This is a genomic window from Dactylosporangium sp. NPDC051484 (assembly GCF_040689395.1).
GTDB lineage: Bacteria > Actinomycetota > Actinomycetes > Mycobacteriales > Micromonosporaceae > Dactylosporangium.
On record NZ_JBFAZX010000009.1, the window covers coordinates 38,161 to 60,716 of the forward strand.

At 72.8% G+C, this 22,556-nt stretch carries 26 protein-coding genes; 19 read left to right on the forward strand and 7 right to left on the reverse strand.

Annotation, left to right across the window (positions count from 1 at the left end; genetic code table 11):
- The first annotated feature begins 3 nt into the window (after positions 1–3).
- The 8 genes from AB0367_RS17720 to AB0367_RS17755 all read left to right on the forward strand — a co-directional run bounded on the left by AB0367_RS17720 (position 4) and on the right by AB0367_RS17755 (position 6,795).
- Entirely contained in the window at positions 4–429 is a 426-nt protein-coding gene (locus AB0367_RS17720; protein WP_366227394.1) for a MaoC family dehydratase N-terminal domain-containing protein, read from the forward strand.
- A complete protein-coding gene (locus tag AB0367_RS17725) occupies positions 426–812 on the forward strand; it encodes a MaoC/PaaZ C-terminal domain-containing protein (protein ID WP_366227395.1) in 387 nt (128 codons plus the stop codon). The genes AB0367_RS17720 and AB0367_RS17725 overlap by 4 nt, the downstream gene beginning before the upstream one ends.
- On the forward strand, positions 809–1,546 hold the full coding sequence (locus AB0367_RS17730; RefSeq protein ID WP_366227397.1) for an enoyl-CoA hydratase family protein: 738 nt from the start codon (positions 809–811) through the stop codon (positions 1,544–1,546). Before AB0367_RS17725 ends, AB0367_RS17730 begins: the two co-directional genes overlap by 4 nt.
- 85 nt (positions 1,547–1,631) lie before the next feature.
- Entirely contained in the window at positions 1,632–2,774 is a 1,143-nt protein-coding gene (locus AB0367_RS17735; RefSeq protein ID WP_366227398.1) for an acyl-CoA dehydrogenase family protein, read from the forward strand.
- A 12-nt stretch (positions 2,775–2,786) separates the two neighbouring features.
- Complete coding sequence (locus tag AB0367_RS17740; protein ID WP_366227399.1) at positions 2,787–3,710, forward strand: acyl-CoA dehydrogenase family protein; 924 nt, start codon at positions 2,787–2,789, stop codon at positions 3,708–3,710.
- A complete protein-coding gene (locus AB0367_RS17745; protein ID WP_366227400.1) occupies positions 3,703–4,548 on the forward strand; it encodes an enoyl-CoA hydratase in 846 nt (281 codons plus the stop codon). The genes AB0367_RS17740 and AB0367_RS17745 overlap by 8 nt, the downstream gene beginning before the upstream one ends.
- On the forward strand, positions 4,545–5,297 hold the full coding sequence (locus AB0367_RS17750) for an SDR family oxidoreductase (RefSeq protein WP_366227401.1): 753 nt from the start codon (positions 4,545–4,547) through the stop codon (positions 5,295–5,297). Before AB0367_RS17745 ends, AB0367_RS17750 begins: the two co-directional genes overlap by 4 nt.
- Entirely contained in the window at positions 5,290–6,795 is a 1,506-nt protein-coding gene (locus AB0367_RS17755) for a class I adenylate-forming enzyme family protein (protein WP_366227402.1), read from the forward strand. Before AB0367_RS17750 ends, AB0367_RS17755 begins: the two co-directional genes overlap by 8 nt.
- On the opposite strand, the gene AB0367_RS17760 is transcribed toward AB0367_RS17755, so the two are convergent.
- Positions 6,779–7,402, reverse strand: a complete 624-nt coding sequence (locus tag AB0367_RS17760) for a hotdog domain-containing protein (RefSeq protein ID WP_366227403.1) — start codon at positions 7,400–7,402, stop codon at positions 6,779–6,781. The two genes, AB0367_RS17755 and AB0367_RS17760, sit on opposite strands and share 17 nt — an antisense overlap.
- An 87-nt stretch (positions 7,403–7,489) precedes the next feature.
- Between AB0367_RS17760 and AB0367_RS17765 the strand changes: the two genes are divergently transcribed.
- The gene (locus tag AB0367_RS17765; protein ID WP_366227404.1) at positions 7,490–9,082 is read left to right on the forward strand and encodes a class I adenylate-forming enzyme family protein; all 1,593 of its coding nucleotides are present in this window, start codon (positions 7,490–7,492) and stop codon (positions 9,080–9,082) included.
- 89 nt (positions 9,083–9,171) lie between these two features.
- On the opposite strand, the gene AB0367_RS17770 is transcribed toward AB0367_RS17765, so the two are convergent.
- Both AB0367_RS17770 and AB0367_RS17775 read right to left on the reverse strand, forming a co-directional pair.
- A complete protein-coding gene (locus tag AB0367_RS17770) occupies positions 9,172–10,581 on the reverse strand; it encodes a class I adenylate-forming enzyme family protein (protein WP_366227405.1) in 1,410 nt (469 codons plus the stop codon).
- Positions 10,578–11,666 carry a zinc-binding dehydrogenase gene (locus AB0367_RS17775; RefSeq protein ID WP_366227406.1) on the reverse strand — a complete coding sequence of 363 codons (1,089 nt, stop codon included), beginning with the start codon at positions 11,664–11,666 and terminating at the stop codon, positions 10,578–10,580. Before AB0367_RS17775 ends, AB0367_RS17770 begins: the two co-directional genes overlap by 4 nt.
- A gap of 99 nt (positions 11,667–11,765) precedes the next feature.
- Between AB0367_RS17775 and AB0367_RS17780 the strand changes: the two genes are divergently transcribed.
- The 5 genes from AB0367_RS17780 to AB0367_RS17800 are packed head-to-tail and all read left to right on the forward strand — an operon-like array spanning position 11,766 to position 15,097.
- The gene (locus AB0367_RS17780; RefSeq protein WP_366227407.1) at positions 11,766–12,317 is read left to right on the forward strand and encodes a 2-oxoacid:acceptor oxidoreductase family protein; all 552 of its coding nucleotides are present in this window, start codon (positions 11,766–11,768) and stop codon (positions 12,315–12,317) included.
- Positions 12,314–13,375, forward strand: a complete 1,062-nt coding sequence (locus AB0367_RS17785; RefSeq protein ID WP_366227408.1) for a 3-methyl-2-oxobutanoate dehydrogenase subunit beta — start codon at positions 12,314–12,316, stop codon at positions 13,373–13,375. Before AB0367_RS17780 ends, AB0367_RS17785 begins: the two co-directional genes overlap by 4 nt.
- Positions 13,372–14,151 (forward strand): thiamine pyrophosphate-dependent enzyme, encoded by a 780-nt coding sequence (locus AB0367_RS17790; RefSeq protein ID WP_366227409.1) that lies wholly within the window; start codon positions 13,372–13,374, stop codon positions 14,149–14,151. The genes AB0367_RS17785 and AB0367_RS17790 overlap by 4 nt, the downstream gene beginning before the upstream one ends.
- Positions 14,148–14,867: a GntR family transcriptional regulator gene (locus tag AB0367_RS17795; RefSeq protein ID WP_366227410.1), complete on the forward strand. Its 720-nt coding sequence runs from the start codon at positions 14,148–14,150 to the stop codon at positions 14,865–14,867. Before AB0367_RS17790 ends, AB0367_RS17795 begins: the two co-directional genes overlap by 4 nt.
- Complete coding sequence (locus AB0367_RS17800) at positions 14,864–15,097, forward strand: 4Fe-4S dicluster domain-containing protein (RefSeq protein WP_366227411.1); 234 nt, start codon at positions 14,864–14,866, stop codon at positions 15,095–15,097. Before AB0367_RS17795 ends, AB0367_RS17800 begins: the two co-directional genes overlap by 4 nt.
- 10 nt (positions 15,098–15,107) lie before the next feature.
- Here the strand turns inward: AB0367_RS17800 and AB0367_RS17805 are convergent, their stop codons facing one another.
- On the reverse strand, positions 15,108–15,332 hold the full coding sequence (locus tag AB0367_RS17805; protein WP_366227412.1) for a hypothetical protein: 225 nt from the start codon (positions 15,330–15,332) through the stop codon (positions 15,108–15,110).
- Between the two features lie 233 nt (positions 15,333–15,565).
- Here AB0367_RS17805 and AB0367_RS17810 point away from each other — a divergent pair, with 233 nt between their 5' ends.
- Complete coding sequence (locus AB0367_RS17810) at positions 15,566–16,003, forward strand: cupin domain-containing protein (protein ID WP_366227413.1); 438 nt, start codon at positions 15,566–15,568, stop codon at positions 16,001–16,003.
- 34 nt (positions 16,004–16,037) lie between these two features.
- Positions 16,038–16,772, forward strand: coding sequence for an SDR family oxidoreductase (locus tag AB0367_RS17815; protein ID WP_366227414.1), 735 nt, complete (start codon positions 16,038–16,040; stop codon positions 16,770–16,772).
- A 46-nt stretch (positions 16,773–16,818) separates the two neighbouring features.
- Here AB0367_RS17815 and AB0367_RS17820 read toward each other — a convergent pair whose 3' ends face one another.
- Positions 16,819–17,052, reverse strand: a complete 234-nt coding sequence (locus AB0367_RS17820; protein WP_366227415.1) for a hypothetical protein — start codon at positions 17,050–17,052, stop codon at positions 16,819–16,821.
- 149 nt (positions 17,053–17,201) lie between these two features.
- Here AB0367_RS17820 and AB0367_RS17825 point away from each other — a divergent pair, with 149 nt between their 5' ends.
- Entirely contained in the window at positions 17,202–17,816 is a 615-nt protein-coding gene (locus tag AB0367_RS17825; RefSeq protein WP_366227416.1) for a TMEM175 family protein, read from the forward strand.
- Positions 17,817–17,896: 80 nt separating this feature from the next.
- Complete coding sequence (locus tag AB0367_RS17830; protein ID WP_366227418.1) at positions 17,897–19,438, forward strand: alpha/beta hydrolase-fold protein; 1,542 nt, start codon at positions 17,897–17,899, stop codon at positions 19,436–19,438.
- 30 nt (positions 19,439–19,468) lie between these two features.
- On the opposite strand, the gene AB0367_RS17835 is transcribed toward AB0367_RS17830, so the two are convergent.
- The gene (locus tag AB0367_RS17835; protein ID WP_366227419.1) at positions 19,469–21,331 is read right to left on the reverse strand and encodes a DUF4118 domain-containing protein; all 1,863 of its coding nucleotides are present in this window, start codon (positions 21,329–21,331) and stop codon (positions 19,469–19,471) included.
- Between the two features lie 219 nt (positions 21,332–21,550).
- On the opposite strand from AB0367_RS17835, the gene AB0367_RS17840 reads away from it, so the two are divergent.
- A complete protein-coding gene (locus AB0367_RS17840) occupies positions 21,551–21,805 on the forward strand; it encodes a hypothetical protein (RefSeq protein ID WP_366227420.1) in 255 nt (84 codons plus the stop codon).
- A gap of 28 nt (positions 21,806–21,833) precedes the next feature.
- Here AB0367_RS17840 and AB0367_RS17845 read toward each other — a convergent pair whose 3' ends face one another.
- Positions 21,834–22,493: a 4'-phosphopantetheinyl transferase superfamily protein gene (locus AB0367_RS17845; protein WP_366227421.1), complete on the reverse strand. Its 660-nt coding sequence runs from the start codon at positions 22,491–22,493 to the stop codon at positions 21,834–21,836.
- Positions 22,494–22,556: the final 63 nt, after the last annotated feature.

Consider the following 22,556-nt stretch of genomic DNA (forward strand, 5'->3'; position numbering starts at 1 on the left):
CGCATGGTCGACGACAGCGCCGCCGGCGTGACCGGCGAGCCGTTCACCCTCGACGTCGAGCGCGGCAAGATCCGCGAGTTCGCGCGGGCCACCCGCTCGGCGAACCCGGCCTACCTGGAGGCGGAGGACCCGGTCGTACCGCCGACGTTCCTCACCACCGCGTTCTTCTGGCAGTCGGGGGCGAGCGACCCGTGGGAGGCCGTGGCCATGGACCAGCACAAGGGCCTGCACGCCGAGCAGGAGTACGTGTTCCACGGCCCGCCGCCGCGTGCCGGCACGCGGCTGACCGGACGGTCCCGCATCGAGTCGGTGACCCGCAAGGATGGCCGCTCCGGCCAGCTCGCGTTCGCCGTCATGGTGACGGAGTTCCACGACGAGACCGGCCGGCTCGTCGCCACCGCACGGCTGACCGGCGTGGAGACGGCATGACCCTCGTCATCGGACCCCTGACCCGCACCGACCTCGTCCGCTACCAGGGCGCCTCGGGCGACTTCAACCCGATCCACCACGACGAGGGCTTCGCCCGCGAGGCCGGGCTGCCCGCGCCGCTGTCGCTGGGCATGCTCCAGGCCGGGCTCCTGGCCACCTGGGCCACCGACCGGTTCGGCGCCGAGAACGTGCGCGCCTTCCGGGTCCGCTTCGCCGCCCGGGTCTTCCCCGGCGACACCGTCACCTGCGACGGCGAAGTCACCGCCCGGCGCACCGGCGCGGACGGCGAGGCACTGCTCGACATCGAGATGACCTGCAAGAAACAGGACGGAACCGTCGCCGTGTACGGCTGGGCGACCTTCGCGACAGATGAGGACGAATGATCGAGTCCACATTGGACGACCACGGCGTCGCCGAGATCGTCATGAACAACCCACCGGTCAACGCGCTGCCCGTCAAGGGCTGGTTCGACCTAGCCTCGGCGCTGCACGACGCCGGCGCCGACCCGGCGACGCGAGCCGTCGTCCTGCGCGCCGAGGGCCGCGGCTTCAACGCCGGCGTCGACATCAAGGAGCTGCAGGCCGCCCGCGACTTCGGCGCGCTCGTCGAGGTCAACCGCGGCTGCGCCGCCGCCTTCAGCGCCGTCTACGACTGCCCGGTGCCGGTGATCATCGCCGTGAACGGCTTCTGCCTCGGCGGCGGCATCGGCCTGTGCGGCAACGCCGACATCATCATCGCCGCCGACGACGCCACGTTCGGGCTGCCGGAGGTCGACCGCGGCGCGCTCGGCGCGGCCACCCACCTGTCCCGGCTGGTGCCGCAGCACAAGATGCGCGCCATGATGTACACCTCCGCCACCGCGACCGCGGCCGAGCTGCACGCGTTCGGCTCGGTGCTGCGCGTGGTGCCCCGCGACGAGCTGCGCGCGGCCGCCTTCGAGGTCGCGCACGACATCGCGACCAAGAACCCGGCCGTCATCCGCGCCGCCAAGGAGTCGCTCAACGGCATCGACCCCTGGGACCCCAAGCGCAGCTACCGCTACGAGCAGGGCTTCACCTTCGAGCTCAACCTCACCGGCGTCGCCGACCGCGTCCGGGACGAGTTCGGCCGGTCATGAGCGGTCCGGAGCGCAGCGGAGGGGCCGGTCACCGGCAACTCAGGTTGAAGTCATGCCGCGGTCGGAGCGAAGCGGAGGCGACGGCATGACCGGTGTCGATCTGACCGACAGCCCCGCCGAGGCCGCGTTCCGGGCCGAGGCTCGCGAGTGGCTGCGTGCCAACGTGCCCGCCTCGCCGCTGCCCTCCGGTGACACCCGTGAGGGCTTCGGCGCCCACCTGGAGTGGGAGCGGCGCCTCTTCGACGCCCGCTGGGCCGTGGTGTCCTGGCCGAAGGAGTACGGCGGGCGCGACGCCTCGCTGTGGGAGTGGCTCGTCTTCGAGGAGGAGTACTACGCCGCCGGCGCGCCGCAGCGGGTCACCCAGAACGGCATCTTCCTGCTCGCCCCGACACTGTTCGAGTTCGGTACCGCCGAACAGCGCGACACCCTCCTGCCCCGCATGGCCGCGGCGCGGGACCTGTGGTGCCAGGGCTGGTCCGAGCCCGGCGCCGGCAGTGACCTGGCCGCGATCGCCAGCCGCGCCGAGCGCGCCCCGGGCGGCTGGCGGCTCACCGGCCAGAAGACCTGGACCACCCGCGGCGCGTTCAGCACACACCTGTTCGGGCTGTTCCGCACCGACCCTGCCGCGCCACGCCACCGCGGCCTCACCTACTTCCTCGTCCCGCTGGACGCCGCGGGCGTCACCGTGCGCGGCTTCGGCCGCCTCGACGGCGACGAGGGCTTCGCCGAGGTCTTCCTCGACGACGTGTTCGTGCCCGACGCGGCCGTGCTCGGCGGCGTCGACCAGGGCTGGCGGGTGGCGATGGCGACCACCGGCTCCGAACGCGGCCTCACGCTGCGCTCGCCCGGCAGGTTCCTGCACACCGCCGAGCGGCTCATCGCCCTCGCGATCGCCCACCGGGACCGGCTGCGCCCGGCGACCCGCGAGCGCGTCACCCGCGCCTGGCTGCGCGCCCGCGCGTACCGCCACTTCACCCTGCACCAGGTGACCGGGCTCGTCGAGGGCCGCCCGCCCGGCGCCCGGGCCAGCCTGAACAAGCTCTACTGGTCGCAGCTGGACATCGACCTGCACGAGGTCGCGCTCGAGCTGCTCGGCGCCGAGGCGATCCTGGACACGCCGTGGACCCGCGGCTACCAGTTCTCCCTCGCCGGCCCGATCTACGCCGGCACCAACGAGATCCAGCGCAACATCGTCGCCGAGCGGGTGCTCGGCCTGCCCAGGGCCTGAAAAGGGGGAGCCGTGCGCTTCGCGCCGACCGACGAACAGGAAGCCCTCGCCGACGCCGTCCGCGAGCCGCTCGCCGACGCCGACTGGGACGCCCTCGCCGCGATGGACGTCTTCGCCGCGCTCGTCCCCGCCGACGCCGGCGGGCTGGGCCTGGCCGAGACCGACCTGGTCGGCGTGCTGACGGCGGCCGGCTACGCGGCCGCGCCGCTGCCGGTGTCCGCCACCGCGTTCGTCGCCGCGCCGCTGCTGGCGGCCGTGGGCGACCCGCGCGCCGCCGACGTGGCCGCCGGCCGGTCCCGAGTCGCGCTCGCCGGGCCGGGCGGCCTGGCCCCCTTCGGCGGGCACGCCGACTGGATCCTGCATCTCGACGGCGACAGCGCCCGCCTCGGTGCCGCGGCCGGCGCACCGGAGTCCACCGTGGACACCGCCCTCGATGCCGTGCGGTCGACCGGGGCCGAGATCCTCACCGGCGATCCCGCGATCGTGGGCCGCGCACGGTTGCGCGCCGGGCTCGCCCTCGCGGCCGAGATCGTCGGGCTCGGGCGGCGGATGCTCGACCTCACCGTCGAGTACGTCAAGCAGCGCCACCAGTTCGGCGTGCCGGTCGGCAGCTTCCAGGCCGTCAAGCACCACCTCGCCGACGCCACGCTCGGCCTGGAGTTCGCCGCGCCCGAGATCCTCGCCGCCGCGTGGGCGCTCGAGCACGACACCGACGCGGTCCGGGCCGTCGACGCGGCGGTCGTGCTCGCGGCCGAGGCCGCGCACGCCGCCGGCCGGGCCGCGATCCAGTGCCACGGCGCCATCGGCTACACCGTGGAATACGAGCTGCACCGGTACGTCAAGCGCGCCTGGGCCCTCGAGGCGCTCTGCGACACGGGCACCCGCCTCGACCGCCTCGCCGCATCCCTCGACCTATCGGAGGCCACCCATGAGTGAAGACGACGTCGTGCTGTACCGCACCGACGGGCCGGTGGCCGTCGTGACCATGCACCGGCCGCAGTACCGCAACGCGCAGAACTCCAAGATGACGTACGCCCTCGACGACGCGTTCTACCGCGCCGCGGAGGACGACGCGGTGAAGGTCATCGTCCTCACCGGCACCGGCGAGCACTTCTCGGCCGGCCACGACATCGGCACGCCCGGCCGCGACATCGACAAGACCTTCCCTCGCCGGGCCGGGCTGTGGTGGGACCATGTCGGCAAGGAGGGCGCCGAGAGCCGGTACGCCCGGGAGTCCGAGGTGTACCTGGGCATGTGCCGCCGCTGGCGCGAGCTGCCCAAGCCGACCATCGCCATGGTGCAGGGCGCCTGCATCGCCGGAGGGCTCATGCTCGCCTGGTGCTGCGACCTCGTCATCGCCGCCGACGACGCGTTCTTCGCCGACCCGGTGGTGCGCATGGGCATCCCCGGCGTCGAGTACTTCGCCCACCCGTGGGTGATGGGCCCCCGCTACGCCAAGGAGTTCCTCTTCCTCGGCGAGCGCGTGCCGGCCGAACGCGCCCTCGCCCTCGGCATGGTCAACCGGGTCGTGCCCCGTGCCGACCTGGAGTCGTCCACGATGGACATCGCGCACCGGATCGCGGCGATGCCGCGGCTCGGCCTGGCGTTGACGAAGAAGGCGGTGAACCAGGCCGAGGACCTCATGGGCCTGCGCGCGGGCATGGACTCGGTCTTCGGGCTGCACCACGTCGCCCACGCGCACAACGCCGAGGTCGGGAAGGACTCCCTCGCCGGGCACGACGCGCGCTCCATGCGCGACGGCGGCCGGTTGTGACGCAGCGGTACCTCGGTAGCGTCGCCCTGGTCACCGGGGCCGCTTCCGGCATCGGCGCGGCCACCGTGCGGCGGCTGCTGCGCGAGGGCGCCCGGGTCGCGGCCCTGGACGTGACCGCCCTAGACGCAAGCACGGACGGGAGCACGCAGGACAGCGCGCAGGTGCTGCGCCTGACCTGCGACGTGCGCGACGAGGCCCGGGTCGCCGACGCCGTCGCGCGCGCGGTCGCGTGGGGCGGGCGGCTCGACCTCGTCGCCAACGTCGCCGGGGTCGCCTCCTACCAGCACACCCGCGACGTGACGCTGGCCGAGTGGGAACGGCTGCTGGGCGTGAACCTCACCGGCACGTTCCTGGTCAGCCGGGCCGCCCTGCCGCACCTCGTCGCCTCGCGCGGCGCGATCGTCAACGTCGCCTCGCTCGCCGGGGTGCGCGGCTGGCGGTACAGCGCCGCGTACTCGGCGGCGAAGGGCGGCGTCGTCGCGCTGACCCGCTCCCTCGCCGTCGAGCTCGCGCCCGACGGCGTGCGGGTCGCCTGCGTGTGCCCCGGCTCGGTGGACACGCCGCTTCGCGCGGGGCTGACGCCGGTACCGGATATGCACCCGAAGCTGGACGGGCGCGGCGGTGCGCTCCTTGACCCGCCGGTCGCGGACCCGGCCGAGGTCGCCGCCGCGATCGCGTATCTCGGCGCGGCCGAGGCCCGCTTCGCCACCGGCGCGGTGCTGCGGCTGGACGGGGGAGCCGGTGCCTGAGCCGTCCACCATCGCTGACTTCGTCCGCGGCAACGATCCCGGCGGCGTGGCCTTCCACGCCCCCGAGGGGACGTTTACGTGGCGCGACTACGACGAGCTGTCCTCGCGCCTGGCACAGTCCTACGTGGACGCCGGATTCCTGCCCGGCGAGCGGCTGGCCGTGCTGGTGACCGGCGGCGCGCTCACCCACGTGGCCTACCTCGCGGCTCAGAAGGCCGGGCTGGTGACCGTCGGCATCGGGCCGCGCGCCGGGGACGCCGAGATCACGCACCTGCTGCGCAAGACGGGCGCGGTCGCCCTGGCCACCCGTGCGACGCACCGCGGCCGCCCCGGCGCCGAGATCGCCGCGCGGTGCGGCGCGGCCCGCCACGTCGTGCTCGACCTCGACACGCTGCCCTCGCCGCTGCCCTCGTCGCCGGCTGTCGGCCGGGGACTCGCGGCGCACGACGTCTTCTTCCTCAACTCCACGTCCGGGACGACCGGGGTGCCGAAGGTCGTGCGGCAGAGCATGGACAACCGCAAGTACTTCGGCCCGCTCGCGCACGCCGCCGGCCGGTTCGGCCCGGACGAGGTGTTCGCCAGCGTGCTGCCGGCGCCGTACGGCTTCGGGCTGTGGAGCGCGCACGTCGTGCCGGCCATGTACGGCTACCCGACCGTGCTCACCGCCGAGTTCGACGCGGCGCAGACCCTGCGGCTCATCGCCGAGCACCGCGTCACCGTGCTGTGCGCGGTGACCGCCCAGTTCATCATGCTGCTCAACGACCCCGGGTTCGCTGCGGCCGACCTGTCGTCGCTGCGGGTCATGTTCACCGGCGGCGAACGCGTGCCACTGGTCCGAGCCCGCGAGTTCGAGGAGCGCACCGGCTGCGCCGTGCTGCAGTTCTACGGCTCCAACGAGGCCGGGCCGATCTCGGTGACCACCGTGGACGACCCGCCGCAGCGTCGGCTGACCACCGCCGGCCGGCCGATCCCGGCGATGCGGGTGCGGCTGCTGGCCGGCGGCGAGGACGCGGCCGAGGGACAGGTCGCCGCGAACGGGCCCGGCTGCACGCCCGGCTACCTTGACGACGAGGCCGCCAACGCCGCCCTGTTCCGCCCCGACGGCTGGCTGCTGACCGGCGACCTCGGCGCGATCGACGAGGACGGGTACCTGTCCATCACCGGGCGGATCGCCGACTTCATCATCCGCGGCGGGCACAACGTCAGCGCGCTCGTCGTCGAGGAGGCGGTCGCGAGCCACCCGGCGGTGGCGGCGGTCGCGGTCGTCGCAGCGCCGGACCCGGTGCTCGGCGAGCGGGCGTGCGCCTACGTCGTGACCCGCGCCCCGCTCAGCCTCGACGACCTGCGGGGGCACCTGGACGCGGGCGGTGTGACGAAGCAGAATTGGCCGGAGCGCCTGGTGGCACTGCCGCAGCTGCCGCTGGGCACCGGCGGCAAGGTGGACAAGGCCGCCCTGCGCGCCGACGCCGCGGCGCGCTTCGCTACGGCTCCAGGCTGATGAGTGTCTGCGCCACCTGGCCGTCGCCGGCCGGGCGGCCGTCCACGGTGGCGTGGACGTCGAAGAGGTACCGGCGGCCGCGCACCTCGGCGAGCACGGCCGTCACGGTCAGGTCCTGACCCACGTGCGCCGGGCCGGTGTGCCGCACCCCGATCCACGTGCCCAGCGAGCCGGTCCTCGGGCCGTGCAGCGGGCGGAGCACGGCGGCGGCGGTTTCCTCCATGAACGCGATCAGCGCCGGGGTGCTCAGCACCGGCTCGATGTCCGGCACGTGGTCGGTGGTGACCGCCGCGGTGATGGGGAAGAGCTTGGTGTGCGCCGCGCCCGCACGCACGTCGGCGCGCAGCAGGGTGTGCGGGCGGGGCGTGCGCGCCGGGCCGCGGCGGACCTTGAGGTCGGCGATGATGCGCTCGCCCAGGGCGATGCGCACGGTGGCCGCGCTGCCGTCGCGGGTAACGACCCGCGCCGACGGGGCCCCGCCGACCGGGTCGCCGTGCCAGATCAGCTGCTCGACGTGGCAGCCGGCGGGCAGCGGGATCGGCGGGAGGGCCGCGCTCACCGGCACGTCGAGGGTCTCGCCGATCGGCGCCTGCCAGATGTCGTCCACGCTCGCACTCCCGCCTTGACACGGTTGATCTGCCCGGAACAGAATGACACAACCAAGCGCTTGTTTGGTAGATGGAAAGGGGGGCACGTGCAGTTCCCAACCGGAACGGCGCCCGCGCCCGGGAGCGTTCACGAGCGTTACGTCGCCGACCGCCTCGCCGAGGTCGGTCAGTGGGGCGAGGAGAACCTCCCGGACGTGGTCCGGCGCCACGCCGCGAAGAATCCCGACGGTCTCGCGTTCATCGCCGGGGACGACCGCATGACGTGGCGGCAGTTCGACGCCTGGTCGACCGCGTTCGCGCACCGGCTGGCCGAGGCCGGCCTGCCGCGTGGCGCCCGCGTCGGGGTCCTGCTGCCCGACGGGGTCGCCGTCCACGTGGTGTATCTGGCCGCCATCAAGGCCGGTGTCGTCGTGGTCGCGATCGGCCCGCGGGCGGCGCGCCTCGAGGTCCGCCACCTGATCACCGTGGGCGGGGCGACGGCCCTGGTGAGCCTTGCCGACCACCGCGGCGAGCCCGTCGCCGACATGGTCTCGGGGCTCGGCATCGACACGCACATCGTGCTCGCTGACGCGCCCGACTTCTCCGATGCATCGGATGCGCCGCTCGACGGGCGGGAGCTCGGGCTCGGCGACATCCACCTGCTCAACTCGACGTCGGGCACCACCGGCATGCCCAAGTGCGTGGTGCACAACCAGAACCGCTGGTACTACTACCACGAACTCGCCGTCGACTCCGGCGACCTGCGCGCCGACGACGTGTTCCTGACGCTGATCCCCGCGCCGTACGGCTTCGCGCAGTGGACCGCGAACTTCACCCCCACCCTGTTGGGCGCGCCCACGGTCGTCATGCCCCGCTTCGACGCCGACGAGGCGCTGCGCCTCATCGAGCGCGAACGGGTCACCGTCGTGTGCTGCGTCAGCACCCAGTTCATCATGATGCTCAACTCACCGGTGCTCGAGCAGGTCGACCTGTCGTCGCTGCGGTGCATGTTCACCGGCGGCGAGGCGGTGCCGTTCGAGCGGGCCACCGAGTTCGAGCGCCGCACCGGCTCGAAGGTCCTGCAGTTCTTCGGCTCCAACGAGACCGGCGCCCTGTCCCGCACCTCCGTGCGTGACACCACCGACCAGCGCCTGCGCACCGCCGGCCGGATCATCGACCCGATGCGGGTCCGCCTCTTCGCCGACGACGGTACCGACGTGACCGCCGCCGGCGGCCCCGGGCAGGCCGCGTGCGCCGGCCCGGCGACGTGCCTGGGATACTTCGCCGACCCGGAGGCGAACGAGAAGCTGTTCACGCCCGACGGCTGGATGCTCACCGGCGACATCTGCACCATCGACGCCGACGGCTACCTGCGGGTGGTGGACCGCAAGTCCGACTTCATCATCCGCGGCGGCAAGAACATCAGCGCCGCGGCGGTCGAGGACCAGGTCGGCACCCACCCGGCGGTCGCCATGGTCGCCGCGGTCGCCGTGCCCGACCCGACCTTCGGCGAACGCGTCTGCGCCTTCGTCGTCTTGCGCGAGGGGGCCAGCCTCGACCTGGACGCGCTGCGCGCCCACCTCGACGCCCGCGGCGTCTCCCGGGAGAACTGGCCCGAGCGCCTGGAGATCGTCGACGACCTGCCCCGTGGCTCCGGCGGCAAGGTCGCGAAGGCTCAGCTCCGCCAGCGCCTGCGCTGACGGTCGAGGGTGTGCCCTGCTCGTCGCCGAGCTGGACGGTGATGCCGTCCAGCTCGGCCTTGTTTTGAGCACACCGCTCGGGGTGACCGCTACGCCGGCTGAATCAGCCCCCGCAGGCGGGTCCGCTGGATCTGGCCCGTCGCCGGGGTGCGGGGGATCGCCGGCACCACCGCCACCCGCCGCGGCACCTTGAACGACGCGAGGCGGCCGTTCACGTGCTCGCGGACCGCGGTGACGGTCGGGGCCTCGCCGCCCGGCGGCACGACGACGACGGCGCACACGATCTCCCCCCAGCGGGGGTCTGGCAGACCGACCACGGCCACGTCCAGGACGCCCGGCAGGCCGCGCAGCGCGTGCTCGACCTCCGCCGGGCCGACCGACTCGCCGCCGGTGCGGATCACCTCGCGGGTGCGGCCGGTCAGATACAGGTAGCCTTCGTCGTCGAGCCGGCCGACGTCGCCGGAGCGGTAGACGCCGTCGAGCGGATCGGCGCCGAGGTAGCCGTTCATGAGCGCCGGCCCGCTGGTGCAGACCTCGCCATCGTCGTCCAGCCACAGGGCGTTGGGGGTCGCGGGGCGGCCGACACTGCCGGGCTTGCGGGCCAGGTCCCAGTCGTGCAGCGCGGCCATGCGGCCAGCCTCCGTCGAACCGTAGAGGATCGTGGTGGTGGTACCGGGCAGCCGGGCCTTGATGCGCTCGACGAGGTCGGCGGCGACGCTCGACGTGCCGGTGTCGGCATGCCGCAGCGAACGCAGGTCGGCGCGGCGGTGCTCGGGGTCGAGCAGGCGCTCCCACACGGCCGGGATGCAGTACAGCGCGGAGGCGCGGCGGTGCCGCACCACGTCGATCATGTCGGCGGCGTCGGCGCGGCGGACCAGGTGCACGGCGGTGCGGTGCTGCCACGCCTCCATGACGTAGTGCCAGCCGCCGTAGTGGTACAGCGGGAAGGTGCACACCACGCCGCCGTCGCCGCGCAGGCCGCTGGTGAACGTGCCGCCGCCCGGCGCCGCGCGCAGCCAGCTGGCCCGGTGGCTGACCAGGGCACCCTTCGGCGCGCCGGTGCTGCCGCTGGTGAGATACAGGATGTGCGGCTCACGGTCGTCCAGCGGCATCGGGGCGAAGCCGGCGGCGCCGCCGTCCAGGATGGACGGTGGCCGCACCGGATCGGTGAAGTCCACATCGGACACGACCAGCCGGGGGTCCACATAGGCGCGGACGCGGTCGCGCTCCGCGACCGGCAGGCCCGGGTTGACGGGCGCGAAGACGGCGCCGATCCGCGCGCAGGCCACGAACACCTCGACGGAGCGCAGGGTCGGGGTCACGCACCACAGCACCGTGTCGCCGCGGGTGACGCCGAGGCCGGCGAGGGCGTTGGCGGTGCGGTCGGCCGCGGCGTGGAGCTCGCGGAAGGTCAGCTGGTCGGGGCCGAGCGTGGCCGCCACGGCGCCCGGGACGGTCAGTGCGGCCGTGGTCACGATGTCGCCGATGAGCAGGCTCACGCTCGGCTCCAGTCGAAGAGGTCGACCTGGGCGGGGCCGAGAGCGCCGTACCGCCCCTTGTCGCGGGTGATCTCCAGGGCCTGTGGCAGCGCCTCGACGCCGGCCAGGCGGTGGGTGATGAGGCAGGAGACGTCGACGTCGCCGCGGCCGACCAGGCGCAGGGCGTGCTCGAAGGCGCCGCTGCCGGGGGAGTAGCCGCCGGCGCCCGAGCGGGGGTGCAGCAGCGTCACCGAGCGCTCCCGCATCCGGGCGAGGGGCGCGCGGGCCTGATCGGGCAGTACCGACACCATCACGATGCTGCCGCCGCGCCGCACGCAGGCGGCGGCCAGGCCGAACGTGTCGGCGCCGGCGGTTTCGAAGACCACGTCCGCGCCGATGCCCTCGGTGGCGGCGAGGACCTCGGCGGCCACGTCGCCGGCGGCGTCGAGGACCAGGTCGGCGCCGGCCCGCTTGGCCAGTTCCCGCTTCGCGGGGCTGCGGCCGCTGACCATGACGAGCCCGGCGTTGCCGTGCCGGGCGACCTGGGTGTGCAGCACCCCCATGACGCCAGCCCCGATGACGAGCACGCTGTCGCCGGGGCGGACGCCGGCGGCCGCGTGGCCGTGGATCGCGCCGGCGAGCGGCTGGATCGCGGCGGCCTGCGCGGCGCTGACGCCGTCGGGGACGCGCACGAGGGTCCGCGCGGGGACCACGACACGCTCGGCGAAGGCGCCGGGGCTGGTGAAGCCGAGGATGGCGGGGGAGGGGCAGGCGTCGGGCCGGTCCCGCCGGCAGGCGGCGCAGCGGCCGCATGCCGCGGTTTCCACGGCGGTGACCCGCGCGCCGGCCCAGGACTCCTCGACGCCGGGGCCGAGGGTGCCGACGACGCCGGCGAACTCGTGGCCGCCGAAGCGGGTGGGGCCGGCCGCCAGGCGGTCGGCGAGCACGGCGTGCATGGCGACCGGCTCGCCGGCCAGCAGCATGCACTCGGTGACGCTCGGCTGGACGCATGCGACGTCGATGACGACCTCGCCCGGCCCGGGCACGGGGTCGGGCACCTCCTCGACGGCCGCGTCGCCGAAGCCGCGCAGGACCAGAGCCCGCATCCGTGACCTCCCTTGACGTTGAGATTAGATTTTGTATTCAATATCGAAACCACGTCAAGACTCAAGCTGCCTTCAAGGCCGAACCGTCGGGAGCCGCCCATGGAGCGCGAGGTGCTCGTCACGGGCATCGGCGGGCAGGGAATCCAGCTGCTCGCCAAGACCCTTGCCCTGGCCGCCACCCGGGAGGGGCAATACGCCATGCTCGCCGCCGACTACGGCGGCGAGATGCGCGGCGGCCCGTCCAAGGCCGGCGTGGTCATCGGCGACGCCCCGCTGCGGGCACTGCCGATCCTGCCCTCGGCCTGGTCGGCGATCTTCGCCCACCACCGCCACACCGAGGGCGTCGAGGAGCGGCTGCGCCCAGGCGCACTGGTGCTGGCCAACACGCCGCTGGTCGACCCGGAGGCGTTCCGCGACGACCTGCGCGTCTTCGCCGTGGACGCCGTCGCCGTCGCCCGGCGGGTCGAGGCGCCCAACGCGTCCGGCTTCGTGCTGCTGGGCGCCTACAACGCGCTCACCGCGCTGGTCGGGGCGCCGGCACTGGTCTCGGCGATGGAGGAGCTGCTCCCGCCGTACCGACGCCAGCACGCCCCCGCCAACGCACGCGCCCTGCAGGCGGGCGCCGATGCTCTGCGAGGAGTGACCGTATGACCCTGGAACTGCTGGAAGGCAGCGCCGCGATCGCCGAGGCCGCGATCGCCGCAGGCTGCCGCTTCTTCGCCGGCTACCCGATGTCGCCCTTCACCGGCCTGCTGGAGCACATGTCGCGCCGGCTGCCCACGACCGGCGGCGTGTGCCTCAACGCCGAGAGCGAGATCGAGGGCGTCAACATGACCCTGGGCGCCGCCGCGGCCGGCGCGCGCGCCGCCACCGGCTCCTGCGGCCAGGGCATCGCGCTCATGCAGGAGGCGATCGCCGAGGCCGCGCTCAACGAGACCCCGTTCGTCGTGTTCAACCTCGCCCGCAACCAGCAGGACTACTTCCAGGCCACCCGCGGCGGCGGCTGGGGCGACTACCGGACGATCACGCTCGCGCCGAAGGACATCCCCGAGGCCGTCGAGCACACCCAGTTGCTGTTCCACCTCGCCGACAAACACCGCGCCCCGGTCATGCTCTACGGCGACCCGCTGCTGGCGCAGACCCGCGTCGGCGTCGACATCCAGCGCCGCGACTTCGGCGAGCTGCCGCCGAAGGACTGGGCGCTGGACGGCACCGGCGGCGGCACCGGCCGCAGCCGGCAGGTGTGGACCTGGGCGATGGGCAAGGCCACCGACCCCGGCCCCGGCCCCGACGGGCACTGGCGGGCGATCGCCGAGAAGTTCGACCGCATCGGCGAGCTCGAGGCCCGCCACGAACAGTCCGATGTGGACGACGCGGAGACCGTCGTGGTGTCGTTCGGGTCCGCGGCCAAGTTCGTCGAGCACGTCGTGGCGCAGCTGCGCGCCGAGGGCCACCGCATCGGCTGGTTCCGGCCGATCACCCTGTGGCCGTTCCCCGGCGACGCGCTCGCCGCCGCCACCCGCACCGCCCGGCGGGTCCTCGTCTTCGAGCTCAACGCCGGGCAGATGGTCGACGACGTGCGCATCCACGCCCACGACCGGCGGGCCGTGCGGTTCATCGGCGGGGTCAGCATCGCCGAGTCCGGCCTGTCGTACGGCCCCCTGCTCGACGCCCCCGTGATCCGCCGGCGCATCCTGGAGGCGCTATGACCGACGTAACGATCGACACCACCCGGCCGCCGGTGCGTGACGCGCGGCAGGTCGCCGACTTCAAGCCCAGCCTCATCCTCGGCGAGCACTCGCTGTGCCCCGGCTGCGGCGAGCCGGTCGCGCTGCGGCTGCTGCTGGAGGTCTTGCAGGAGCTGGACATCGTGCAGCGGACCATCGGCGTCGTGGGACACGGCTGCTACGGCAGCTTCGTGCGCATCATGGACGTCGACGTCCTGCAGTGCCTGCACGGACGCGCCCCGTCCTGCGCCACCGGCATCAAGCGCGTGCGCCCCGGCGTCGCCGTGTTCACCCTGCAGGGCGACGGCGACATGGCCAACGAGGGCCTGCAGGAGGTGCTGCACGCGGCCGCCCGCGGTGAGAACATCACCTGCGTGATGCTCAACAACGGCGTCTTCGGCGACACCGGCGGGCAGCAGACCGCCACCACCGTGCTGGGCCAGCGCACCAAGACCAGCATCGACGGCCGCGACCCGGCGGCCCACGGCTACCCGATCCCGGTCGCCGACCTCGTCGCCGGGCTGCACGGCGTCGGCTACGTGGCCCGCGGCGCGGTCTCCACCGCCGGCTCGGTCCTGCAGACCAAGCGGATGCTGCGCCGGGCGTTCGAGACCCAGCTGGCCGGCGGCGGTTTCTCCCTGGTGGAGATCCTCACCATGTGCCCGACCGGCTGGTTCGTCCCGACCGTCGAGGGGCCCGCCTACCAACAGGACACCATGGAGCAGACGTACCGGCTGGGGGAGCTGGTGACCGGGTGAAGCTCGAGCGGTCCAACACCAGCGAGGCCGTCGCCGCCTACGTGCTGCGACGCCTCTTCGACGGCGACCTGCGCAGCGGCCAGCGCCTCGACCTCGACGCCATCGCCGAGGAGCTCGGCGTGAGCCGCGTGCCGGTTCGCGAGGGCCTCATCCAGCTGGAGCGCGACGGCCTCGTCGAGCGCGCACACTACCGCCGGGCGTTCGTCGCCGAGTTCGACGACGCGACCGTGCGGGAGGCGTTCGAGCTGTACGGCATGCTCAGCGCCCTGACCAACCGGCGCGTCGCGCGCCGGCGTGACCCGGCCGTGCTGGAGGCGCTCGGCAAGCTCGACGAGGCCCTCGCCCGCTGTGACGGCCCCGACGAGTTCGAGTCCCTCGCCCGTGAGTTCCGCCGCGTCGTCAACGTCGCCGGCGCCGGCAACCACCTGCGGGCGCTGCTGCGCACCTTCAGCGGCCTCGTGCCGGTCGCGGCCCGGTTCTCCATCGACGACGCCCTCGCCGACGAGCGGGCGGCGCTGCACGCGGAATACGTGGCCCTGCGCGACGGCGACCCGGCCGCCGCCGGCGCCGCGGCCCTGGCCCACCTGCGCCTGACCGCCGACAACGCGATCCGGGCGCTACGCCGTCGCGGGGTCTTCCCGCCCGGCGACCGTTCGGACACCGACGACCCCGGCTGGGACGACGCCGCCCGGATCGTGGAGGGGAGTGAAACATGAGCCGGACTACACGCGGGACCTTGGTCATCGACGTCGAGCGGTGCAAGGGCTGCGAGCTGTGCATCACCGCCTGCCCGCCGGACGTGCTCACCATGTCCAGCGCCCTCAACGAGCAGGGGTACCGCTACCCCGAGCTGCACGAGGGCTGCACCGGCTGCACAGCCTGCCAGCTGGTCTGCCCCGACTACGTGTTCTCGGTCTACCGGTATACCGGCACCCCCAAGGCTTGATGCCGTACGGCTACAGGACCGCTCCGCGAGGTGCCAGTTCCATGGTCGCCACGCCGCGCCCGTACAGGACGACCACCCGGTCGGCGTGGCGGGTGCGGATCATGCCGGAGTCGTTGGCGAGGGCGGTGATCGCGTGCTCGGCCACCTCGGCGTTGTCGGAGGTGTCGGGCTCCTCGTACGCGACGTCCAGACTGTCGCCGGTGATCAGCCGAACACGCAGGACAACCTCTGCCATAACGGTCAGCCTACGCCGCCAGTGATGCTCAGTTACCGAGGGTGAGCAGGCTGATAGCCGGTGGGTGAGGCGCGCCCCGGGCCGGCGAGGAGGGTGTTGACGCCCGTGTCGGGTGACCGCCACGGCCTCGTGGCCGTGCTCGCGACCGGGGCGGGTGTCACAACCCGCGGGCTTGTGCTGTCTCACGAAGGGTAAAGGGCACTGCCCGTCCCACTCTTCGAGGAGGTCCTGTCATGCCTGATGTCGAGTCCACGACCGCCGGGCGGAAGCCACGATCGAACGCGTGGCAGTCGGCGCTCACCGTGGTGCAGGAGGCGGCGCCTCCGTTCATCCCGGCGGGCGCGCACGCGATGACCGTCGTCATCGAGTTCCCACCGGGCGACCCTGGCACCCCCGCGCATCGGCACTCCGGACCGGCGTTCGGCTATGTGCTGGAGGGCGAGATGGTGTTCGAGCTCGAGGGTGAGCCACCGCGTGTCCTCCGGGCCGGTGAGGCGTTCTGGGAGCCGGGCGGCGATGTCATCCACTACCAGGACGGCAACAACCGCGACGACATCCCGGTGCGTTTCACCGTGACCATGCTCTGCGAACCGGACAAGCCGATGCTCACGCTCGTGGACGAGGACGAACTCGCCCAGCGTCAGAACCGCCGGGCCCCGCGCGCGAACTGACGTCCGTCATCCGAGCACCAGGGAGGTCAAGAAGATGAAGATCGCTGTCATCGGTGGGACCGGGCTCATCGGATCGCAGGTGGTCAAGATCCTGAACACGAGGGGGCACGAGGCGATACCGCACTCGCCCTCCACAGGTCTGGACCTGCTCAGCCGGAAGGGGCTGCCCGAGGCGCTCGCGGGCGCCGACGTCGTCGTCAACCTGACGAACTCGCCGACCTTCGACGAGGCCTCGCCCGCGTTCTTCCAGACGAGCATGGACAACCTGCTCACGGACGCCGCCGCCGCCGGTGTCGGTCACGCGGTCGTCCTCTCCATCGTGGGCGCCGATCAGGTGCCGGACCTGGTCTACTACCGCGCGAAGGTGCTGCAGGAGAACATCCTCAAGGCCGGCCCCATTCCGTACTCGATCGTCCGCGCCACGCAGTTCTTCGAGTTCGTCGACGCGGCGCTCTCCTGGACCGCCGACGAGAGCACCGTCCGCCTGCCCACCACACTCGTGCAGCCCATCGCCGCGGCCGATGTCGCCCACGCCGTGGCCGACGTCAGCGCGGGCGCCCCGCTGCGGGGCACCCGCAACGTCGCCGGTCCCGAGGTCTTCGCGCTCGACGAGCTGGGCAGGATCACCCTGGCCGCCCGCGGTGACGACCGCACCGTCGTCACCGACAACAGCGCCGGCATGTTCGCGGCCGCCTCGGGCGACGCCCTCATCGCCAAGGACGGCGCGGCCATCGCCAAGACCACCTACCGGGAGTGGCTCGCGCGTTGACCCGGCCGTGCCCGTACGGCGTCCGTCGTGCGGGCCCGGTCAGGAATCACACCGTCGAGAACTCGACGCCGGCGAGGCTGAGGCCGTAGTCCCACAGGCGGGCGGCCTCGGCCTCGTCGCGGGCGGAGCGGTAGATCGCCAGCCCGGTGAACTGGCCGAATCCGTCCGGCCCGTCCAGGCGGCCACCCTGGGCCTGCGGGCTCGTGGCCGCGTACAGGACGGGCAGCAGCCCCTGGTCGACGCCGTGGACCAGCACGCCCCAGCGGGCCAGCCGGGTCATGATCGCCTCGTGCGGCGGCGATGGCAGCGAAGACGTGCCTGTCACAGATCCCGCGGCTGCGCTGTCTGCCCTGGCGAAACGACTCCCGCGGCGCTGGTGGGCGGAGTTCGATACAGGGATCACCGGAGGGAGAAGGGCGGTGGTGCGCGGTGAGGACCACTCGACTCGAGGCGTTCAGTGACGGAGTGCTTGCCATCATCATCACGATCATGGTGCTGGAGCTCAAGGTGCCGGACGGACACCGCCTCCCCGACCTCATTCACACCAGCGGCGTCGGCCTGCTGACATATCTGCTCAGCTTCGTCTACGTCGGCATCTACTGGAACAACCATCACCACATGTTTCACCTGGTACGGCGGGTCACTGGCGGGGTGCTGTGGGTGAACCTGGCGCTGTTGTTCTGCCTGTCGCTGTTCCCGTTCACGACAGCCTGGATGGACGATTCGCGGTTCGCGCGGACTCCGGTCGTCCTGTACGGCCTGAACCTGCTCATCGCGGCCATCGCGTACTTCGGGCTCCAGACGGTGATCATCCGGCAGCAAGGGCCGGAGTCGCCGCTGCGGCAGGCCGTCGGCAAAGACGTCAAAGGCAAGGTCTCCCCGGTGCTCTACCTCGCCGGGATCCTCGGCGCCCTGGCGATCGACCGGAGCGGCCATGCAGGAGTTTCGATCGCCCTGGCATGCTTCGTCTGTGTGGCGATCATGTGGATCATCCCCGACCGCCGCATCGACCGGGTCGTCCGTCAGCACGAGACTCCGGACTGACGGCGAGGTGCCCGCGGGCGGCGGCCACCTCAGGGCGCTACCGTCCGGTCACGGTCCGCTGTTGCCGCGGACGCGGGTGGGTGGATAGCTTTCCGCTCGTCTGCGATGGTGGCGTCTCGGGCGGGGAGCTGGAGATCATGGGGATCGACCACGCGGAAGAGATCACACGCGAGCTTTCCGCGGCACCCGAGCGCCCGCGGCGCAGACGGCCCCGCGGCCGGTGGGCCGTCGCGTGGGCCGCCGGGGCGATCGCGGCGGCTGGGCTGACCTGGGCGGCCTGGGCCGGGGCGGTCGACCACGTGCCGCTGCTCAATCGCGCCGTGGCCGGGGGCCTCGAGGTGGCGGGCTGCGCGCTGCTGCTCGCCGCGTGGTGGGGCCGGGAACGGCGGTGGGTCACCCGCACGCTCCCCCTCCTGCTGCTGTCCGTCGCCGTGCTCGTCGGCCTGATCGCGCTCACCCTGTGGATGACCGGCACGGTGACCGACGCCTACCCGCCGACGTTCGCGCTCTGGGTCGGCGCCGGGTTCGCCGCACTCGCGGGATGCCCGCTGATCCTGCGCCGCCGCCTCACCGGGCTTGCCGTCGCCTGGCGTAAGGCCGCGGCCGTGACCGCGGTGCCGTTGACGCTCGCGGGCGCGTTCATGCTCATCGACCAGCAGTACGGCATCTGGCCGCAGATCGGCGACGTGCTCGGCCACTCGGGGGCCATCGACGGCCAGCAGGCGCACGACCTGATCGGCGGCGCCGTCAGCAGCCCAGGTGGCGCCCCACCCGCACACGGGGTGATCGTCAGCCTGGACGCCCCGGCCACCCGGTCACACTTCCCGCACCGCCCCGGCGTGGTGTTCCTGCCGCCCGCGTACTTCGGCCCCGGCCGCGCGACGCTGCCGGTGCTCGTCATGCTCGTCGGCTCGCCCGGCACCCCGATCAACTGGCTCAAGTCCGGGCACGCCCAGGACACCGACGACGCGTATGCCGCGGAGCACAACGGGCGGGCGCCGGTGCTGGTGGTGGTCGACCAGAACGGCTCCGCGACCGGCGACACCGAGTGCGTCGACAGCCCCCAGGGCAACGCTGAGACCTACCTGACCGCCGACGTGCCCGCGTTCGTCACCGGCACCCTGCACATCGAGCACGCCGCGTCGAGCTGGGGCATCGCCGGGTTCTCCGAGGGCGGCACCTGCGCCCTGGACCTCGTCCTCGGCCATCCGGACATCTACCGGCACGTCGTCGACTTCGGCGGCGACGCGCGGCCGAACCTCGGCAACCCCGCGCACACCCTGAGCGCGCTGTTCGGCGGCGACGTCGCCGCCCAGCAGGCGCACGACCCCGCGCGCCTGCTGAGCACCCGCCGGTACCCCGGCGTGACGCTGTGGTTCGGCGCCGGCGCCGACGACGCCCGCGGCATCGCCGTCGGGCGGCAACTGGCCGACGACGCCACCCGGGCCGGGGTCGTCACCCACCGGTTCGTCGACACGGGCGGGCACAACTGGCAGTTCGCCAGCGTCGGCTTCGCGCGGGTCCTGCCGCAGCTGTGCGACGAGATGCTCGCCAGCGGTCCGGCACCCGCCCAGAGCCACCTCCGTCGGTCGGGTGCTGCGGGCCACGACGCCACCGGGTGACCGGAGCGCCTCGGCGGGCCCCCGCGCCACTCAGTCATCGACCTGGTGACAGGTGTCCATCGCCGACGCGTCGCGGATCGGGATGCGCACGACGAGCGCCGTGCCGTGCCCGGCGGGGCTGCTGATGTCGATGTGGCCGCCGAGCGTTTCGACGCGGTCCTGAAGGCCGATCAGGCCGGAGCCCTTGCCGGTCTTGGCCCCTCCGATGCCGTCGTCCTGGATGGAGAGTTCGAGGGTCGCGTCGTCCGCCTTGACGTCGATGTGTACGAGGGTCGCCCGGGCGTGCTTGGCGGTGTTCGTGATCGCCTCCGACACGATGTAGTACGCGCCCACCGCGACCTGTTCGGGCAACTGTCGATCGATGCTCAGCGTGAGGTCGACCGGGATGGGACTGCGCCGGGCGAGGGTCTTGATCGCCGGGCCGAGTCCGCCCTTGGACAGGATCGCGGGGTGGATGCCCCGTGAGATCTCCTGCAGGTCCTGGAAGGCGCAGTTCAGACCGTTCGCCACCTGTGAGAGCTGTTGCCTGAAGGCGCCGAGTCCGGCCGGCACCGAGGTCTCCATCATGCGGAGCTGGAGGCCGAGTGCGATGAGCCGCTGCTGTGCGCCGTCGTGCAGGTCCTGCTCGATGCGGCGGCGGGCGTTGTCGCCGGCGGCGACGATGCGGGCGCGGGAGGCGGTGAGCTGTGCGTGGCTGTCGGCGTTGGCGATCGCGGTCGCGACGAGCTCCGTGAAGTCGGCGATGCGTGTTTCGGCCTCGGCCGGCAGGGGCTCGGGGTCCTTGGACAATACGACGGCCACGCCCCAGACGCGGCCCTCAACGATGATCGGCGCTCCCACTCCGGAATGAAAGCCTATGTCCCGTGCGAGCTTGGCGCTGGGGCCCACGGCATTGTCGTAGTCGTCTATCCGGGCGGCGCGGCGGGTATGGCGCACCATCACCATCAGGCTGTCGCCCTCGACCCGGAACGTCTCCCTTTTGCTGAGCATGTTGCGACCGGCGAGTCTGGTGGCCGTGCCGTCCGGCTCGTAGCGCAGTAGCGCCGTGGCCTCCTGGTCGAGGACCCGGCCCAGTTCCTCGATCACCGCGTCGAACACCTCGGCCGGTGCCGCGCCGTGCGCGACCAGCGTCGCCACTCGTCGCAACGCGGCCTGTTGCTCGGCGAGCGAGCTGGCCTTCTGGCGGCTCACCTGCAGCGAGTTGGTGATCGCCTCCCGGTCGCGTGCCGCCCGCAGCAGCGGCTCCAGGGACGGAACCATCCGCTGCCGGAGGCGTTCCAGCGTGTGTTCGGGCAGGTCCGCCGGGACCAGCAGGGTGCCCAGGATCGTCGTGCCGTCGCGCAGCGGGAACGCCACGCGGTGTTCGTCCCCCGCCACCGCGTCGAGATCGATCGATGTTCCTGGCAGGTCGAGCGAGTGTGCGATCCGCCGGGCCGTCATGTCCAGCGCCGAGCGCAGATCGCCGGCTCTGAGCATGAGGCGGGCCAGTTCGGCGGCGAGATCGGCCTCCCGGCGGCGTTCGGTCGTCTCCAGTGCGAACGCGCGGGCCAGGTCGGCAAGGCCGCTGACCAGGAGCGCGGTGACGATGAAGAGCGCCAGGTCCGCCAGATCCCCGCGGGCGGAGAGGTTCAGCACCCCGTACGGCAGGACGTGGAAGTAGTTGAAGGCGATGGCGCTGGCCAGCGATGTCGCCACGCCGAGCGCGGCGCCCCACACGATCGAGACCACCAGGACGCCGACGAGGTAGACCGCGCCTCTGGCGTCCTGCACAGCGGCGTGGAACGGGAACAACGCCAGGGTCTCCGCGCCGATGAGCGCCACCGCGACCGCGATCCCGAGCGCGAGTGGCGGTGTCTTCGCACGCAGCAGCAGCGACAGCAGCCGTGCCCGCATGGGCGGCCGCCCCTTCCCGCGTCGCGTCACCAGGGATGAAGGTCGCGCACTGCCAACTGGCCGTTGTCCTCGCTGTCGCGACGCCGCTTATGCCATCCGTTCGATCTTACTGAGACTTCGCCGGGGATGCCGTGCCGTTGAACGACCTGCGGCGCTTGCCGCCGCAAACTGGCTGAGCAACAGTTGGACATGGGCCCGGATGTCGGCGAGGTGATCGCAGTGGAGTTCACCGCCTTCTTGATCGCGCTGGTGGCAGTGGCGGTGCTGTCGTCCGCCGGTGCGTGGATAGCCAGGCGCCGAAGCGCAGACCCGGCGACCGGCGAGGTGACGCCGCGCGGCGAGCGTGACGAGGCCGTGCTGGCCGAGTGGCTGCTCGCCGGTTACCTGTCGGCCGAACAGTATCGGCGGGACATGGCCGTCCTCGCCGCGCGGGACGCGCGCCGTCATCCACTGGTCACCCCGCCTGATCGATGACCGGGTAGCGCGACCACCCGGCGACGAGCTATCGATCGATCGTGATGGCCGTGACGACCAGACTGGACTGCGCCAGCCATCGGCCGGTCATCTGGGTCAGCATTCCCCGGCCGGGCAGCACGGGCCCGGGCACCAGCAGCCGCACGTCGAACGTTCCGCGGTCCGGGTCGAACGTGATGTCGGCCTCGTCGAAGTCGAGCCAGCGGCGAGCCAGCGGGTACCACGTCTTGTAGACAGACTCCTTCGCGCTGAACAGCAGCCGGTCCCAGCGCACCTCGGGCCGCTGGGTGAGCAGCTCCTCCACCCGGTCCCGCTCCGCGTCGAGGGCGATCGAGGCGAGCACGCCGGTGGGCAGGGGCCCGTTGGGCTCGGCGTCGACGCCGAGCGACGCGATGTCGCGGTCCCACGCGACGACGGCCGCCCGGTAGCCGGTGCAGTGGGTGATGCTGCCGACGATCCCGGACGGCCAGAGCGGCTCGCGCTTCGGGCCCGACAGCAGTGCCGCCGGCGGCGCCCCGAGGCCGGCGAGGGCCTGGCGGGCGCAGTGCCGGGCGGTGGTGAATTCGAGGCGCCGCTTCTCGACCGACCCGGCGACCAGGGCCTCCTCCTCCGGCCACAGCTTCGCCTCGGGCGGGTCCTCGAAGACGTCGACGCCGACCGACCGGTCCGGGAGGATCTGCTCAATCATCGCTGGTACTCCACGATCGGAGCATGCTTGGCGATCGGCCCGATGGCAAGTCGGAAGGTCCGG

Excerpts from the sequence above, each read along its gene's own strand:
- AB0367_RS17720 (WP_366227394.1), top strand. The coding sequence starts at position 4 with ATGGTCGACGACAGCGCCGCCGGCGTGACCGGCGAGCCGTTCACCCTC.
- AB0367_RS17725 (WP_366227395.1), top strand. The coding sequence starts at position 426 with ATGACCCTCGTCATCGGACCCCTGACCCGCACCGACCTCGTCCGCTAC.
- AB0367_RS17730 (WP_366227397.1), top strand. The coding sequence starts at position 809 with ATGATCGAGTCCACATTGGACGACCACGGCGTCGCCGAGATCGTCATG.
- AB0367_RS17735 (WP_366227398.1), top strand. The coding sequence starts at position 1,632 with ATGACCGGTGTCGATCTGACCGACAGCCCCGCCGAGGCCGCGTTCCGG.
- AB0367_RS17745 (WP_366227400.1), top strand. The coding sequence starts at position 3,703 with ATGAGTGAAGACGACGTCGTGCTGTACCGCACCGACGGGCCGGTGGCC.
- AB0367_RS17775 (WP_366227406.1), bottom strand. The coding sequence starts at position 11,666 with ATGCGGGCTCTGGTCCTGCGCGGCTTCGGCGACGCGGCCGTCGAGGAG.
- AB0367_RS17780 (WP_366227407.1), top strand. The coding sequence starts at position 11,766 with ATGGAGCGCGAGGTGCTCGTCACGGGCATCGGCGGGCAGGGAATCCAG.
- AB0367_RS17785 (WP_366227408.1), top strand. The coding sequence starts at position 12,314 with ATGACCCTGGAACTGCTGGAAGGCAGCGCCGCGATCGCCGAGGCCGCG.
- AB0367_RS17790 (WP_366227409.1), top strand. The coding sequence starts at position 13,372 with ATGACCGACGTAACGATCGACACCACCCGGCCGCCGGTGCGTGACGCG.
- AB0367_RS17800 (WP_366227411.1), top strand. The coding sequence starts at position 14,864 with ATGAGCCGGACTACACGCGGGACCTTGGTCATCGACGTCGAGCGGTGC.
- AB0367_RS17805 (WP_366227412.1), bottom strand. The coding sequence starts at position 15,332 with ATGGCAGAGGTTGTCCTGCGTGTTCGGCTGATCACCGGCGACAGTCTG.
- AB0367_RS17810 (WP_366227413.1), top strand. The coding sequence starts at position 15,566 with ATGCCTGATGTCGAGTCCACGACCGCCGGGCGGAAGCCACGATCGAAC.
- AB0367_RS17815 (WP_366227414.1), top strand. The coding sequence starts at position 16,038 with ATGAAGATCGCTGTCATCGGTGGGACCGGGCTCATCGGATCGCAGGTG.
- AB0367_RS17820 (WP_366227415.1), bottom strand. The coding sequence starts at position 17,052 with ATGACCCGGCTGGCCCGCTGGGGCGTGCTGGTCCACGGCGTCGACCAG.
- AB0367_RS17835 (WP_366227419.1), bottom strand. The coding sequence starts at position 21,331 with ATGCGGGCACGGCTGCTGTCGCTGCTGCTGCGTGCGAAGACACCGCCA.
- AB0367_RS17845 (WP_366227421.1), bottom strand. The coding sequence starts at position 22,493 with ATGATTGAGCAGATCCTCCCGGACCGGTCGGTCGGCGTCGACGTCTTC.